15 protein-coding genes are annotated in these 15,731 nt (G+C 35.7%); 13 read left to right on the top strand and 2 right to left on the bottom strand.

The window, feature by feature from the left end; all coding sequences use genetic code 11:
- The first annotated feature begins 87 nt into the window (after positions 1-87).
- Genes AOC36_RS08320 through AOC36_RS08270 form a run of 11 tightly spaced genes read left to right on the top strand, consistent with a single transcriptional unit; the run spans position 88 to position 11,094 of the window.
- Entirely contained in the window at positions 88-2,007 is a 1,920-nt protein-coding gene (locus AOC36_RS08320; RefSeq protein ID WP_067633289.1) for a BglG family transcription antiterminator, read from the top strand.
- 8 nt (positions 2,008-2,015) lie between these two features.
- The gene (locus tag AOC36_RS08315) at positions 2,016-2,483 is read left to right on the top strand and encodes a PTS sugar transporter subunit IIA (protein ID WP_067633287.1); all 468 of its coding nucleotides are present in this window, start codon (positions 2,016-2,018) and stop codon (positions 2,481-2,483) included.
- Between the two features lie 11 nt (positions 2,484-2,494).
- Positions 2,495-2,803, top strand: coding sequence for a PTS fructose transporter subunit IIB (locus AOC36_RS08310; RefSeq protein WP_067633285.1), 309 nt, complete (start codon positions 2,495-2,497; stop codon positions 2,801-2,803).
- Positions 2,803-3,855, top strand: coding sequence for a PTS fructose transporter subunit IIC (locus tag AOC36_RS08305; RefSeq protein ID WP_067633283.1), 1,053 nt, complete (start codon positions 2,803-2,805; stop codon positions 3,853-3,855). The genes AOC36_RS08310 and AOC36_RS08305 overlap by 1 nt, the downstream gene beginning before the upstream one ends.
- A gap of 40 nt (positions 3,856-3,895) precedes the next feature.
- Positions 3,896-4,759: a class II fructose-bisphosphate aldolase gene (locus AOC36_RS08300; RefSeq protein WP_232505360.1), complete on the top strand. Its 864-nt coding sequence runs from the start codon at positions 3,896-3,898 to the stop codon at positions 4,757-4,759.
- A 47-nt stretch (positions 4,760-4,806) separates the two neighbouring features.
- Positions 4,807-5,382 carry a hypothetical protein gene (locus AOC36_RS08295; RefSeq protein WP_067633279.1) on the top strand — a complete coding sequence of 192 codons (576 nt, stop codon included), beginning with the start codon at positions 4,807-4,809 and terminating at the stop codon, positions 5,380-5,382.
- Positions 5,369-6,820: an NAD-dependent succinate-semialdehyde dehydrogenase gene (locus tag AOC36_RS08290; RefSeq protein ID WP_067633277.1), complete on the top strand. Its 1,452-nt coding sequence runs from the start codon at positions 5,369-5,371 to the stop codon at positions 6,818-6,820. Before AOC36_RS08295 ends, AOC36_RS08290 begins: the two co-directional genes overlap by 14 nt.
- Positions 6,811-7,653: a transketolase gene (locus AOC36_RS08285; protein WP_067633275.1), complete on the top strand. Its 843-nt coding sequence runs from the start codon at positions 6,811-6,813 to the stop codon at positions 7,651-7,653. Before AOC36_RS08290 ends, AOC36_RS08285 begins: the two co-directional genes overlap by 10 nt.
- Positions 7,653-8,636, top strand: coding sequence for a transketolase family protein (locus AOC36_RS08280; protein ID WP_067633273.1), 984 nt, complete (start codon positions 7,653-7,655; stop codon positions 8,634-8,636). Before AOC36_RS08285 ends, AOC36_RS08280 begins: the two co-directional genes overlap by 1 nt.
- Complete coding sequence (locus tag AOC36_RS08275; protein WP_067633271.1) at positions 8,623-9,762, top strand: iron-containing alcohol dehydrogenase; 1,140 nt, start codon at positions 8,623-8,625, stop codon at positions 9,760-9,762. The genes AOC36_RS08280 and AOC36_RS08275 overlap by 14 nt, the downstream gene beginning before the upstream one ends.
- The gene (locus AOC36_RS08270; RefSeq protein WP_067633269.1) at positions 9,763-11,094 is read left to right on the top strand and encodes a PTS galactitol transporter subunit IIC; all 1,332 of its coding nucleotides are present in this window, start codon (positions 9,763-9,765) and stop codon (positions 11,092-11,094) included.
- 265 nt (positions 11,095-11,359) lie between these two features.
- Here AOC36_RS08270 and AOC36_RS08265 read toward each other — a convergent pair whose 3' ends face one another.
- Positions 11,360-12,274 carry a sugar phosphate isomerase/epimerase family protein gene (locus AOC36_RS08265; protein ID WP_067633267.1) on the bottom strand — a complete coding sequence of 305 codons (915 nt, stop codon included), beginning with the start codon at positions 12,272-12,274 and terminating at the stop codon, positions 11,360-11,362.
- Positions 12,275-12,277: 3 nt separating this feature from the next.
- Entirely contained in the window at positions 12,278-13,309 is a 1,032-nt protein-coding gene (locus AOC36_RS08260; protein WP_067633265.1) for a LacI family DNA-binding transcriptional regulator, read from the bottom strand.
- A 201-nt stretch (positions 13,310-13,510) separates the two neighbouring features.
- Here AOC36_RS08260 and AOC36_RS08255 point away from each other — a divergent pair, with 201 nt between their 5' ends.
- Positions 13,511-14,668 carry a Gfo/Idh/MocA family protein gene (locus AOC36_RS08255; protein WP_078055126.1) on the top strand — a complete coding sequence of 386 codons (1,158 nt, stop codon included), beginning with the start codon at positions 13,511-13,513 and terminating at the stop codon, positions 14,666-14,668.
- A gap of 63 nt (positions 14,669-14,731) precedes the next feature.
- On the top strand, positions 14,732-15,709 hold the full coding sequence (locus tag AOC36_RS08250; protein ID WP_067633263.1) for a substrate-binding domain-containing protein: 978 nt from the start codon (positions 14,732-14,734) through the stop codon (positions 15,707-15,709).
- Positions 15,710-15,731: the final 22 nt, after the last annotated feature.

The following is a 15,731-nucleotide window of genomic DNA, read 5'->3' as shown; positions in this document are numbered from 1 at the left end:
ATTTATAAAATGGCATTTTTTTTGATCTGGTCTATAATATAAGTGTAATTACATTAGCTATACAGAAATACAAAGGGGGAATATAATTTGCTTCAATCGCGCGAGAAAAAAATTATTGAAATCCTTCTTGATAGCCAAAGTCCTGTACGGATCATTGACTTAGCGGTTCAATTGAACGTAAGTAAAAGAACCATTAGCAATTCGATAAATCACTTAAAGACTTGCTTATCAGAATATGGTGCAACCTTAGTATCAAAGCAATCATTGGGAATTTGGCTAGAACTTCAGGAAGACATTGATGAGTTTCGTTCACGCATTTTCAACGATGTGTGTATCGAAGAAGATGATCATAATAGGTGGTCAACTATAGCTCAAAATCTCCTAGAGATAAATGAGTCAAGAACAATTGATGACATTGCTGAGTCGTTTTATCTTAGCAATAGTGCAGTTTATCGAGAACTCGTAAAAATAGAGAAATTTCTTGAAAAATATTCGATTGTGTTAAAACGAAAGCCAAAACTTGGGATTCATGTAGAAGGGTCAGAGACCAATATTCGGATTGCTAAAGCGGAATTAATTAAGTTTCGATCAGGTGAACTAATAACAACGTCTTTATTGAAAGACCTAACGGACTATTTTCCAAATACTCTACTAGAGCCCATAATAGCATCAGTCCAAACGATTCAACAGAACAATGACATTTCTTTGTCATATATAGCAATGAAAGGATTGATTATTCATTTAGCAATAACTGTTAATCGAGTAAATAAAAACAAAAGGGTTGTTCTAGAAATGAAAGATCTTGAATTCCTATCAATGCAAAAAGAATGGACGATTGCTCAGAAGTTAGTCCAGGAACTTAACCATAATTTGGATACTTCACTTGATGATGAAGAATGCGGGTATATTACAATCCATTTAATGGGTGCAAATTTATCAAAAACAGTCGAAGCACCACAATCAGTTAAGTTAATTGATATAGAGTTGTATGAGAAGATCGAAAAAATTGTAGGTTCACTATCGGATAAAATTAATATCCCATTCATAGAAGATGAATATTTTATGAGTGTATTGTTTCTTCATATCAAACCGATGATAAACCGTTTGAAAAATGGTATTTCACTACATAATCCATTCATAGGGAATATAAAAGAAGAACATCCGTTGATGTTTGAATTATCAGCAGAATTTTCTCGGAAACTGAGTGATCAGTTTAATGTTGAGATGAATGATGATGAGGTTGGTTACATTGCAATGCACTTCGGTGGTGCCTTTGAAAGGGCAAGGAAATTAGAACAAAGGAAATTAAAAGTGATTTTAGTTTGCGCTTCAGGAATTGGAACTGTAATGTTTCTTAAAGCAAAACTAGAGAATCTTTTCCCAGAATTTGAGATCGTTGGTGAAGTATCATCTTTCAAGCTCAACATTGAAAAACATCAGATAGATTATGATTTAATAATATCTACAATCCCTCTCGACATTCAAGGGGAACCCATTGCCTATATCTCTCCAATATTAACTGAACGGGATATTTCAAAAATAAATTTGAGAAAATCTCAAGTAGATAACACCAGAGGATCTAAATTGATTCCTTTACTACATGAATCTATTTCAGTATTTGATGAGAAAGTTCAAGATCAAAATGATGCTATATCAATACTTAGTAACATAATGTTTAAGCAAGGTTTTGTAGATCATGAATACAGAGACTCCTGTCTATTACGGGAAGAATTATCCTCAACATTCATAGGAAATATGGTTGCAATTCCTCATGCTTATCATGGACATGTCTTAAATCAAGGTATTGGCCTTCTCGTTTCGAAAAAACCATTTGATTGGAACGGAGCAAAAGTACAACTCGTATTTGCCCTAGCTATTGACCTTAAGTCAAGTCAAGATTTTGGTGACATTGCCAACGAAATTATTACTCTTGTTAATCAAGTCGATGTCCTAGACAAGTTATTTCAAACCAAAGACCTTAGATCATTCAAAAAATTTATAAAGTGAGGGTAAAAATGAGCTTAGCAGAAATATTAATTAAAACACCAAATTTGATTCAATTTGATTTTGGGGGGGATACAAAAAAAGATGTAATATCTTCAATTGTTGAAGTTTTATCAAATGAAGGGCTACTTAATGACAAACAAGTGTTTGAAGATGATGTTTTTAAAAGAGAAAGTGAGTATTCTACAGGAATTGGAATGGGAATCGCAATTCCCCATGCGCGAAGTAATGGCGTTAACGAAACATGTTTTACAATAGTAAAACTAAAAAATAATGTTGAATGGGAATCACTTGATGGGGATCCTGTTAGTATTGTTATAATGCTAGCGGTACCTGCAAATGAGACGGGTGATTTTCTAAAACTGCTTTCTACTTTGTCATATAATTTGATGAATGATGAGTTTAGAACCGGTATTGTTAATGCTTCTTCGAAAGAAAAAATAATAAGTATATTTCAGAGTATTGATAAAGAAAGATAAGGAGAAAAAATATGTTTATTTTAGCAATCACAAGCTGCCCAGTAGGTATTGCACACACCTACATGGCGGCAGCTAATTTACAAAAAGCAGCAAAAAAACGTAATGTGGAGATTAAGATTGAAACTCAAGGAGCTCAAGGACCTGAAAACGTAATTACTTCAGAGGACATTTCTAGAGCAGCTGGTATTATCATTGCAAGTGATGTGAAAATTAGAAATCCTGAGAGATTTGATGATATTCCTGTGCTTGAATGTAGAGTATCAGAAGCTGTAAAAGACGGATTAGGTCTTGTAGATGAATTATTGGAGGCAATTTCATAATGGCAACTATCACTAGAAAAAATAACAAAAAAGTCAGTCAAGGAGAAAAAATAAAAGCATCATTTTTAACTGGAACATCGTATATGATCCCTGTTATTGTAGCCGGTGGAATTATCATGGCCATTGCAAAAGCAATTGGTGGCTATGATGTTGCGAATAATCCTGGTACATTTGCTTATTTAATTAATCAGATTGGTGCATCAGCGTTCTTCTTCTCAGTTCCTATTTTAACAGCAGCAATTGCATATTCAATTGGTGATAGACCTGCAATTGGTCCTGCCTTAGCAATTGGTTATCTATCAAATGAAATTAACGCTGGATTCGTTGGAGGGTTGATTGGTGGATTCCTTGTTGGTTATATGGTATTGGCGTTCAAAAAACTAAAGGTACCAAATTGGGCAACGGGTATTATGCCGATTCTTGTTATTCCTGTAACTGTTACCTTAGCGGTTGGATGTATCTTCCAATTCATTATTGGTGAGCCTATCGCATTTGTAATGAACGCAATGGTTAATTGGCTAGCATCATTACAAGGAGGATCTAAATTCATTCTTGGAGCAGTAATGGGAACATGTTGGGGGATTGACTTCGGAGGACCGTTTACGAAAACTGCAGCATCATTTGCAAATGGATTGAATGCTGATGGAGTTTATGGACCAACGTCTGTAAAAATGGCAGCTGGTATGGCACCTCCTTTAGGAATGGCACTTGCTGTATTGTTAGCTCGAAAGAAATTTACTCAAGCAGATATAGAAAATGCGAAAGTAGCAGTTCCTTTAAGTATGTGTTATATCACCGAAGGAGCTATCCCATTTTATCTAAATGACCCAATTCGAGTTTGGTGTTCAACAATTCCAGGTTCTGCGGTAGCAGGTGGTTTAGCATTAATGTGGGGGGTTGAATCTCCGGCTTTACATGGTGGAATATTTGTTGTTCCAATGATGAATAACCCACTTGTTTTCTTAACATGTTTAGGAATCGGTACAATTATTACAGGTGTTATTTATGCGATTATTAAGAAACCTCTGACCGAAGAAGCAGCACTGGATTAGTGAAAGGTAAAGAAAAATTATGTATGTTTCAATGAAAGGCATGTTACAACATGCACACGAAAACTATTATGCTGTTGTCGCAATTAATTGTACAAATATGGAACAGGCAAGAGCTATAATTGGGGCAGCAACAGCAGAAAATGCTCCAGTAATCGTTAATATTTCACCACGTCAAATGAAAGCTCATGCAAGTCCAGAAATAATGGTTCCGATGATTAAAGCTCTTGCTGAGCAAACTCATGTCCCAGTTGCACTAAACCTTGATCACGGTCAGTTATATGAGGATATAAATCGTGTTATGAAAGCTGGATTCTCAAGTGTAATGATTGATGCTTCAGCCCTAGAATTTGAAGAAAACATTAAGCGTACAAGGTTAATTACGATTATGGCTCATGAAAAGGGACTTTCAGTAGAAGCAGAACTTGGACATGTGGGTATAGCACAAGATGGAGATGATGCGAAAGCTGATCTATATACAAATCCTGATCAGGCTCTCGATTATGTCCAAAGAACTAATATAGATTGTTTAGCCGTAGCTATTGGAACTGCTCATGGTAATTATCCTAAAGGTATTATTCCAAAGTTGGATTTCGAACGTCTCAAAGTGTTAAAACAAACACTAAAGATTCCACTAGTACTCCATGGAGGATCAGGAGCAGGGGAAGACAATATAAAAAAGGTAGTATCTTTAGGAATCAATAAAATCAATGTCTGTACCGATCTGTTCAGGATAGGAAGAAAAGCAATGGTTGATGCTGCTCTTGAAAATCCAAATATTGATTACATGGATTTCCAGATTGTTGGTGAACAAGCTATGAAAACATATATTCAAAGCTTTATGAAAATGATTGGTTCATCAGGACGCTATGTATTTGACCAAACTACTACTAAAGAAGTTGAATAAAAAAAAGCAGCCGAATAAGCTGCTTTAAATTTAGAGAGGAACTTATAATGGATGGTTTACTACTTGGTTTCATAGTAATAACCTTTACTTATTTTCTGGTTGACTTAGTATATCAATACAAAATATATCGAATAAGTGTTCTACGAGTAATCTTCAATGGCTACCTAGAATACTACTTTTCGATAAGGAAAAACAAAATTGAATCTACAAGACACCTTAATAACCAACTTGGAAAGCACTTTTTGGTTTTTGGGAAATCATCTCAGAGGGAAATAGGAAATTACATTTTATTAATCCATAAAAATGGAATTGGTTTCATTATAGTAAACGGAAAGAAAATTAGCAAAATAAAACAAATGAATAACGAACTCGTGAGAGCTTGTCGAAACCAGTTCTTAAAATTAGTAGGAAAAATTGACGTTGAGTATTCTTTCAATGTATTTGTAATAAATAGTTTAGTTTCAGAACCATATCATCAAGGTCAAATTGCAATTATATCCGAAAATGATCTTGTAGATGAGTTGGAATTAATGAGTAGTGAAAAACAACTATCACCTAATGAAATGAAATATTTATACAGTTTAATTATGAATGAGGAGAATTTGAATTATGGGAAAATATAAATATGAAACGACTCAGTGTTTCATTGATGGGAAATGGCGATCAACACAGGGAACTGCACCGCTTTTCAATCCATATAATCAAGAAAAAATCGCTGATGTTGCTCAAGTAAATGAGATACAGGTTCAACAAAGTATTACCTCTGCACAACGTGCACTAGGACAATGGAAGAAAACAAACACTTATGAACGAGCGAAACTACTTCAAAGTATTGCAGAAAAAATGTCTGAAAAACGAGATTTATTAGCAGAAATAATCTGCCTTGAAAGTGGTAAAAAAATAGTTGACGCAATAAGTGAAGTAGATCAATCCATTGAGAATTTTCTTTGGAATGCTGAGGAAATTAAGCGGATAAATAGCGAGATTATTCCTTCTCACTCAAATACGACTCAACTTGTTGTACAAGAACCTATCGGAGTCGTTGGCTTAATAACACCGTGGAATTTCCCTTTGAACTTAGTGACACGTAAACTAGCACCCGCACTAGCTGCAGGATGCACGATAGTGCTAAAACCGTCATCTATGACACCATTAATTTCTACAGAGCTTGTAAAAATAATTGCAGAGCTGCCATTTCCAGATGGGTGTGTAAACTTGGTAACAGGTAGCTCATCAATGATTAGCAGTGAGTTTATGAAAAGTCCTATCGTCCGGAAAATATCGTTCACTGGATCGACTAAAATAGGAAAAAAACTATTTGAAGACAGTGCAACTACCCTAAAGAAACTTTCCTTAGAATTGGGTGGAAATGCTCCATTTATTATTTTTAGTGATGCAAATTTAAGTAAAGCAGTTAAACTACTTGTGTCCGCAAAAAAACGAAATATGGGACAAGTATGTACTTCCCCAAATCGTATATTTATACAGAAAGATGTCAAAGATTTATTCCTTGAGCTACTAAAAGAGGAAATTTCAGGACTAAATATAGGGAATCCTATGAAAAAGGATACTGAAGTAGGTCCGTTAATTAGTATCCAATCTAACAATCGCATTAATAAGTTAGTTGAAGATGCAGTGAGTAAGGGTGCCATAATGTATCGAGACATCCCGAAAGACAATGTTATCCCAGATAGTATTTATCCGATGACTATATTATATGAAGTTAACAGTACAATGGATATTTACTTTGAAGAAATATTTGGCCCAGTATTTAGTGTTATTACATTTGATACGGACGAGGAAGTATTAGGAAAAGCGAATGAAACTGAGTATGGGTTAGCATCTTATGTATTTACTGAGAATTTAGAAAGAATCAAAAAATTTGCGATTGACCTAGAATTCGGATTAGTAGCAATAAATGAAGTTGTTGTTTCAACAAATGAAACACCATTTGGTGGAATTAAATACTCAGGATTTGGAAGAGAAAATGGAATTTATGGGATTAGGGAATATCTAGAATACAAATTTATCAATATTGGAGGTGGAAGTTCATGCCTCTAGTAAATTCAAATAATACAAAAGAGTTTGCATTAGATATTAGGAAGTGGACCTTATTCGCAGTTTCATCATTTGGAGTGGGACATGTGGGAGGAGCATTGTCAATCGCAGATTGTTTAGCCGTTCTATATAATGGTGTGATGAAAATTAATCCACTTAATCCCATAGACGTTACTAGAGATAGGCTCGTATTGTCAAAAGGACATTGTGGCCCAGCATTGTATGCGACATTAGGATTAAAAGGTTATTTTCCGCTTGATATCCTTAAAACACTTAACAAACCTAATACGATTCTTCCAAGTCATTGTGATCGAACAAAAACTCCAGGAATTGATATGACGACTGGTTCACTAGGACAAGGAGCTTCAAGTGCTGCGGGGATTGCTTTAGGTATAAAATTAAGAGGCTTTGATAGTTATGTGTATTTAATTCTTGGTGATGGTGAATGTCAAGAAGGTCAAGTTTGGGAAATGGCTCTCTTTGCTGCGCAAAATAAGCTTAATAACTTAATTGCATTTATTGATAATAACAAAATTCAACTTGATGGGTTTACTGATGATATTAATTCGTTAGGAGACATTGGGGCGAAATTCGGCGAGTTTGGGTGGTTTAGTCAGACAATTGACGGTCATGATTTATATGCTATTGAGAGCGCAATCTCAGTTGCCAAAAACCAATCGCAAGGAAGACCATCAGTAATTGTGCTAGATACTGTAAAAGGAAAAGGATGGGACGAAATAGAAGGAACAATTAAGAGCCATTCAATGAATGTATCTTCTGAGGACTATTATCACTTTCTAAAAAGTATTGACAAATGGAAGGGGGAGATTAAATAATGCCGATAATAGCGAAACCAATTCGAAATGAAGTAAAAGAGATGAGAGAGGAGTTTTGCGATACCTTAATATCATTGGCTGAAAAGGATAAGAACGTGGTTCTACTAGATGCAGATTTAATGAGTGCTATGGGAACAAAACCATTTCAAGGGTTATTTCCAAAGCGAACTTTTGATTGTGGAATTCAAGAAGCTAACATGGTTGGGGTTGCAGCTGGATTGAGTTCTGTAGGATTTATTCCATTTGTACATACATTCGGTCCATTTATGTCAAGAAGAGTAGCTGATCAAGTATTTGTGTCTGCAGCATATGCGAAACTAAACGTAAAACTAATTGGTTCAGACCCAGGAATAACCGCTCAAGCGAACGGTGGTACACATATGCCATTTGAGGATATGGGTATTATGAGATGTATTCCCGAGGTAACAGTAGTTGAGCCAGCTGATCTAGAATCACTTAAGATAATTCTACCTCAATTGCATGACAATTATGGTGTTTCATACATGCGATTAGTTAGAAAAACCTGTACCAAAATTTATGAGAATGCAGATGATTTAGTTCTTGGAAAAGCAAGTCTAATTCAAGACGGAACTGACGTAACATTAATTGCTAGCGGCTTTTGTGTATCACAAGCAATTCAAGCTGCAAAAAAATTAACAGAAGAAGGTATATCGGTTCGTATTTTAGATATGTTTACTTGGAAACCAATTGATGAAGAGGCAATTGTTAAAGCTGCACAAGAAACCGGAGCAATTGTTACGTGTGAAAATCATAATATTACAACTGGACTAGGAGCTGCTGTATCTGAAATAGTCGTGAAAAACTTCCCTGTACCAATGGAACTGATTGGTGTTCAGGATAGGTTTGGTCAAGTAGGAACTCTTGATTTCCTTGCGAAAGAATATCATATTGATTCACAATCAATCTATGAAAGTGCAATAAAAGTAATAAAGAGAAAAGAGGCCAAATATGGAATTAATTAAAATGCGTACAAAACTATATCAGTTTAACGATCTAGATGATTATCTTGATGAATTTCCATTTGGCGAAGGTGATATGGTAGTCGTAACAGATGTCATTTATAAAAAATTTAAAGATTTATTCAGTGCTGAAGTGAATGTTGTTGTCGTTGAACGATATGGAAATCAAGAGCCTACTGACATAATGATTGAATCCATGCTAAATGATATCAATCACATCATCATAAAACGTATTATTGCAATAGGTGGAGGGTCGTGTCTCGATATCGCAAAAATATTGTCAATTGCATATGGTTCAACGCAAGAAAATATAGATTGGATTTTTGAATCAGATTCTATTATTGAAAGAAATATTCAACTGATACTTATCCCAACAACATGTGGTACTGGAAGTGAAGTAACAAGCATTGCAGCAATCAATAGAACAAGATTGGGAACAAAAGTTGGAATTTCAAATGAAAGTATTTATGGTGATTGTGCGATTTTAATTCCAAGACTTATCGAAAATTTACCACAAGGAGTTTTCGCAACGAGTTCAATTGATGCCTTTATCCATGCAACAGAGTCTTTCCTGTCTGATAACAGTACTGATTTAAGTAGAATATTTAGTATTCGCGCAATAGAAATGATTCTTAATGGTTTTATTGATATAAAAAACTTCGGTTATGAAGTTACAATCAAACAAAAGGCGCAAGATTTTATTCTTGCAAGCACTTATGCAGGATTTGCATTTGAAACTGGGGGATGTGGGCCAATCCATGCTTTGAGTTATCCACTTGGTGCAAAATATAAAATAGCTCATGGTGAATCGAATTTTTATGTACTAAAAGGGGTTCTAAATGCATACGATAAAATGAAACCAGATGGAAAGTTTTCTTCTCTCAAGCAAGCAATTGCAGAAAAGTTTGACTGCAATCTTGATGAATCCTTGGATGAATTATACAAACTCCTCAATTCCATAATGAGAAATAGGAAACTTTCCGATTATAACTTTGGGGTTAATGATGTCGAAAGTTTTTCTATTTCGGTGGTAAATAACCAAAAAAGACTACTCAAAAATAGTTATGTACCAATGAACCAACAATTGATTAAATCAATATATTTATCATTAATAGATGGAGAAAAGTAAATGAATGTAATAAATTATATTGTTAGCCTGGGTGCGAGTGTAATGATGCCTATTATTTTCACGATAATTGGTGTAGCAATAGGAATGGGATTTGGAAAATCAATTAAGTCAGGGTTATCAGTTGGTGTTGGTTTTGCTGGATTAAGTCTAGTAACGGGAATGCTTACGGATAATCTAGGACCAGTAGTTGCGAAGATGTCAGAGCTTTACCACTTGCAAACAACTATTCTTGATGTGGGGTGGCCCACTGCTTCTCAAATTGCTTATAGTTCTGCCATTGGAGGATTGATGATACCGATTTGCGTTGGTGTTAATGTAATAATGATTTTATTCAAGATGACAAAGACTATGAATATGGATATTTGGAATTATTGGCACTATGCATTTATTGGGTCTATTATTTATGTGGCAACCGGTAGTTTTGGATGGAGTATATTTGGAGCGGTTTCCAATTTTATTTTAACTATTTGTCTTTCTGATTACTATACACCTCGTGTTCACAAGTTCTATTCAAATATAGATGGTCTGGCAATGGCGTTCCCAATCACTGCTTTGTATGCTCCACTTGCTGAAGTATTTAATTGGGTAATTGATAGAATTCCTATTATGAATAAAATAGATTTTGACTCGGATACATTGCAAAACAAAATTGGTGTATTTGGTGAACCGATTATCTTAGGAGCAATAATTGGAGCGATTTTAGGATTTATTTCTCAATATGAATTATCAGGTATACTGAAATTGTCGGTTCAGATGTCTGCGGTTATGGTTTTAATCCCGCGAATAACCGGCTTACTGATTGAAGGATTAGCCCCAATATCGAAACAAACCCAAAGCATACTTGAGAAAAGATTCAAAGGGCGAGAGCTTTGGATAGGTATGAGTCCATCGTTAGTAATTGGTCATCCGACAAATTTAGTGTGTTCATTATTAGTAGTACCTTTTATTCTCTTTATTTCGGTTATTCTTCCAGGAAATCATTTTTTACCAATCGCAAGCTTAGCTGGGGTTATGTATATATTTCCGTTTGTAATACCAATCATGAATGGTAATGTTTTTAGGACCTTTTTATTTGGATTGTTCGCACTAATTTTAGGTAATTATGTTTCTACTAGTTTAGCACCAATATTTACTCAAAGTGCACTTGTATCCGGATCGGTACTACCAGAAGGCATATCGCTGATTTCTTGTTTTGATTATGCAGGTCATCCTGCTGCATGGTTCTTCTTTAATTTCACTGCTAACTTTAACATTATTGGGGTAGCAACTATTATAATTCTTTGTTCAACTTCAATTTACCTAAATTATAGAAGGATTAATGCATCTCATTAAGGTATACTAGTGGCTACCATACTGAAAGAAATCTATACTTATAGATCTCTTAAGTAAAGAATGACTGTAAAAATTTCTACTTGTATAGTATTGCATTTTGAAAGATATGGTTCTTTTAATTATATAACTTGTATTATTTCACATTTTTGGTCGGTCATTTTATTTGCCAAAAAAAGAGATCTTGTAAGCCAGAAAAGGACACAAAATCTCTTTAATAGTGTTTTCGATATGTTGAAATGTTAAGTTTCGCCTTGCTGATTATATCCTAAATCAGAAATTGACTTAAATAGCGATAACTTAAGATGCACGAGTCTTCAATGTCTTGTGTAGTGTCTTCAAAGGAACGGTCTTCAACTTCCACACACGCATGTCCCTTATAGTTGATATCACGAAGGGCAGAGATATATTTTGCCCAATCAACATCACCAAGACCTGGAATCTTTGGAGCCATGTAGTGAAGGGGTGTTGCCATACACCCATAATCATCCAGTTGATCGCGATAAAGTTTGATGTCTTTAAAATGAATGTGGAAGATGCGGTCTTTAAACTCAGTGATGGGTTTGATGTAATCCATCTGCTGCCAGATGAAATGTGATGGATCAAAGTTAATGCCAAAGTTATCTTCTGGGATTAACTCAAAACATTTGCACCATATTGCAGGGGAGGTAAAGATGTTTTGACCTCCAGGCCATTCATCATTTGAAAATAACATCGGACAGTTTTCAATCGCAATCTTAACATTCAGTTGTTTTGCATAATGAATAATATCAGGCCATACTGCCTTAAACTCTAGAAGATTCTCTTCTAGGGTTTTTGTTTGCATACGACCAATGAATGTGGTAACCATGCCCACATTTAGTTTGTTTGCACCTTCAATCACTTTCTTAAGGTGTTCAATATTAAAGGCACGGGCTTCAAGATTTTCATCCAATGGATTGGGATAATACGCCAAAGCACTGATTTCGATATCATGGGTTTCACATGCATGAAGGATTTCTTCAACCTTATGGGGTGTTAGTGCATCAACATTAATATGCGATACACCTGCATAACGGCGTTCTTTCTTTCCAGAAGGCCAACAAGCAACCTCTAGGCTTTTGTAACCTACCCCATGACAAAACTCTAGGACTTGATCAAAATCCATATGACCAAGTATTGCGGTATTCAATCCAAATTTCATCGTCTAAATTCCTCCCTTATTTATGTTTATTGGTGTTGAATCTCTTATAATCAGCTCGGTATCAAGAATAATTTGCTTTGGTGATACACTTGGGAAATGAATCTTCTCAATCAGTAACTCACTGGCTTGATATCCGATTTGGTAACTTGGTTGTTCAATGGTTGTGATGGATGGTTGAACCATTGTGGTAATTTCAATGTTATCAAACCCAACAATCGCAACATCTTCAGGAACCCGAAGGTTTCTTTTTTGACATGCTTTTAAAGCGCCAATCGCAAACATATCCGATACACATAAAATAGCATCCGGGCGTGGGTTTTGGTCCAGTATATGCAAGGTTGCAGCATAAGCAAGTGCATGGGTTACGGATGATAAGCGTACAATGTAATCTTCATTGATGCTGAGTCCTGCTTGCGACATAGCGAGTCTAAATCCTTGTTCACGTTTTCTTGCATAATTGCGATTTAATTGGGAATTAATAAAGTAGATGTTCTTACGACCTACAGATAAAAGATAATTGGTTGCTTTGTGCATTGCATCTAAGTCATTGATTCCAACATAGGGAACGTTTGAATCTTCGATGAACTCAGAACACAATACAATCGGAGTTCGATGACTCAATTGATCTGTGATATCTCTCAGTTGATGTTGATTTAAGGTTGATACAAAGATTACCCCAACAAAGCGTTGAGATTTTAAGACGGATTCAAAATCAGAGAAATCCATATAAATATCTTTGGTTTGTAGGATTAATACATCATAACCATTTTTCTTCGCGGAATTTTGAATTCCATCAAATATTGGAACGTTAAAGGGGTTTTTAAGTTCAGTCACACATACCAGAATTGTTTTACTTTCTTGATCCGATAATTGCGAACGCTTTTGAAGTTCATATCCATGTTGAGCAATAATCTTTAGAACATGCTCTCGTGTTTCTTCTTTGACCTTATCTTTACCACTCATAACCCGTGACACAGTTGCAGTCGATACATCTGCCAACTCTGCAATATCCTTAATGGTTAATTTCTCTTTCATAACAATCACATCCTATTCCTACATACAATTATAACTGTAAATGTAACCGTATGCAATAATTACACTGTAAATTACATTTTATTCTATCAATAATTGAACAAATTTATAAAGTTATCATAAATTATATTGACATTTCCGGTTGAAAAGGCTTACAATATGAGCGAAAAGAGTGTAACAAGGTAATTAATTACAGTAAGGAGCGTGGTTATTATTTCAAAAAAGATACAAGCAGCAGTCGTTGGGGTTGGTTTTATTGGAAAACAACACATAGAAGCAATTCATCGTATCCCCAATACACAAGTGGTTGCTTTAGTTGAACCCAATGGAGAAAGTGCAAAACGTGCGGCAGAGTCCTATGGCATTGACCATTACTTTACAAGCATTGATGACATGTTGAACATGGACGGTATTGACGTGGTCCATATTTGTACCCCTAACTTCCTTCATTATCCAATGGCAAAACAATGTGTTGAAGCAGGGTTGAATGTATTTTGTGAGAAACCCTTATCCTTAACAACCCTTGAGTCAAACGAACTTAAAGAGCTTGCACGCAAACACTCAGTCTATACTGCGGTCAATTTAAATTACAGAAGCAATGTAATGATTCGAGAAATGAAACATCGCATCAGTTCAGGCATGATTGGAACCCCATTATTAGGGCAAGCACAGTATATACAAGATTGGTTGATGTTTGATACAGATTATGATTGGCATTTTGATCCAAGTAAAGTTGGACCATCGCGATCGGTTGCGGATATCGGAACCCATCTCTTTGACTTAATTCAATTTGTCTATGGTGAGAAAATCGTGAAAGTCTTTGCAGATTTAATGATTGTCTACCCCACACGAAAGAAACGTGAACAAACCGGTGAAACCTTTGCCTTAGAATATGGTGATACAGTGACTGAGGTTGATGTTGTGAATGAAGATGCAGCCTTTATCCTTGTCCAACTGGAAAGTGGGATCAAGGTTTCAATGGATATATCTCAAGTAACCGGAGGCTATAAGAATGGTGTCGAACTGGTTGTAAGTGGCTCAAAACACTCACTATCGTGGCATCAAGAAAGAGCAGACCGATTGATCATTGGAAATCGAGCGTCTGGCAATGAAGAATTGTACGCAGATCCAAAATATATTGACCCATCCTTAAGACGCTTTATATCACTGCCAAATGGACACGCAGTGGGGTGGGCTGATGCCTTTAAGAATTCAATTTCAGAATTCTATGAAGATATCAGAAATGATGGCCATAACGATTCACAGAGTTATGTGGATTTTGAAACAGGGCATACCTTAATGAAATTGGTTGAAGCAAGCCTTCAAAGTAGCAAGGAAAAACGTTGGATTGACATGGAATGACGTTTTAAGCATGACATCAATTTCATAATAGAGACCATAGCACGATCAATAAAGGAGGGACCTATGAAAAGATTATTGAGCGTATTATTGATAGTATTGGTTGCTGTAGGCTTAACAGCTTGTGGTAGTCAAGGTGATACCAACGATGGTAAGAAATCAATCGTTGTGATGACCCCAAATGCAACACACGGATTTACTGGGCAAAGTGTGAGCGATGCACAGACAGGCACAAAGAAACTTGCTGAAGAAAACGACATGGACTATAAAGTTGTGACATCAGCAAACGCAACAGAACAAGCAGCTCAAGTTGCTCAAATTGTTGCAGAAGCACCAGACATTGTAGTCTTATGGCCACATGATGACACGTTGAAATCCGCTGCACAAGCATTTGTAGATGCAAAGATTCCTGTTGTTATTTATGATAGACTTCTTGATGGCTTTGACCAAGTCTCAGAAGTAATGGGTGATAATGTCGAAATTGGAAGACAAACAGGGCTATACTTCAATAACTATTTCAAGAATGAACTTGAAGATTCATCGGTTGAATCAATCAACTATATTGAATTTCTTGGTGACAACTCCTCTGTACCACGTCAACGTAGCGAAGGATTTGCAGAAACAATTGATGGTAAATTCAAGAAACTCAATGAGTGGAGTACAGATTGGCAACGTTCAAACGGACAAAAATTCATGGAAGAATTCATGGGTACCCCTGAGTTTGAAACACTGGATGCGATCTTTACACACGATGCAGAAGTTGCATTGGGTATCTTAACAGCACTTGAAGGTTACACAGGAACACATAAGGTTAAGATTGTATCTGCAGTCTCTGAACCAAAAGAACTCTTAGGTAAGATTCAATATTATGCTGATCAAGGCATTGATGTTGTAACATATACATTTAATCCAAACATGGTTGTAGAATCAGTACGAATCGCAATCGATTATCTTAACGGAAAAGATGTACCTGCGCAATACCTCATTCCTACTAAAGCAGTAGACAAGACAAACTACTCAGAATTTGAAGGTTGGGGAAGCTAACAGATTGTGTGCAAAAGAGGTT

It is taken from the genome of Erysipelothrix larvae, assembly GCF_001545095.1.
Taxonomy (GTDB): domain Bacteria; phylum Bacillota_I; class Bacilli_A; order Erysipelotrichales; family Erysipelotrichaceae; genus Erysipelothrix; species Erysipelothrix larvae.
The sequence above is the reverse complement of the archived record's forward strand: the minus strand, read 5'-3'. Positions and strand labels throughout refer to the sequence as shown.

Excerpts from the sequence above, each read along its gene's own strand:
- AOC36_RS08315 (WP_067633287.1), top strand. The coding sequence starts at position 2,016 with ATGAGCTTAGCAGAAATATTAATTAAAACACCAAATTTGATTCAATTT.
- AOC36_RS08310 (WP_067633285.1), top strand. The coding sequence starts at position 2,495 with ATGTTTATTTTAGCAATCACAAGCTGCCCAGTAGGTATTGCACACACC.
- AOC36_RS08305 (WP_067633283.1), top strand. The coding sequence starts at position 2,803 with ATGGCAACTATCACTAGAAAAAATAACAAAAAAGTCAGTCAAGGAGAA.
- AOC36_RS08300 (WP_232505360.1), top strand. The coding sequence starts at position 3,896 with ATGTTACAACATGCACACGAAAACTATTATGCTGTTGTCGCAATTAAT.
- AOC36_RS08295 (WP_067633279.1), top strand. The coding sequence starts at position 4,807 with ATGGATGGTTTACTACTTGGTTTCATAGTAATAACCTTTACTTATTTT.
- AOC36_RS08290 (WP_067633277.1), top strand. The coding sequence starts at position 5,369 with ATGGGAAAATATAAATATGAAACGACTCAGTGTTTCATTGATGGGAAA.
- AOC36_RS08285 (WP_067633275.1), top strand. The coding sequence starts at position 6,811 with ATGCCTCTAGTAAATTCAAATAATACAAAAGAGTTTGCATTAGATATT.
- AOC36_RS08280 (WP_067633273.1), top strand. The coding sequence starts at position 7,653 with ATGCCGATAATAGCGAAACCAATTCGAAATGAAGTAAAAGAGATGAGA.
- AOC36_RS08275 (WP_067633271.1), top strand. The coding sequence starts at position 8,623 with ATGGAATTAATTAAAATGCGTACAAAACTATATCAGTTTAACGATCTA.
- AOC36_RS08270 (WP_067633269.1), top strand. The coding sequence starts at position 9,763 with ATGAATGTAATAAATTATATTGTTAGCCTGGGTGCGAGTGTAATGATG.
- AOC36_RS08265 (WP_067633267.1), bottom strand. The coding sequence starts at position 12,274 with ATGAAATTTGGATTGAATACCGCAATACTTGGTCATATGGATTTTGAT.
- AOC36_RS08260 (WP_067633265.1), bottom strand. The coding sequence starts at position 13,309 with ATGAAAGAGAAATTAACCATTAAGGATATTGCAGAGTTGGCAGATGTA.
- AOC36_RS08250 (WP_067633263.1), top strand. The coding sequence starts at position 14,732 with ATGAAAAGATTATTGAGCGTATTATTGATAGTATTGGTTGCTGTAGGC.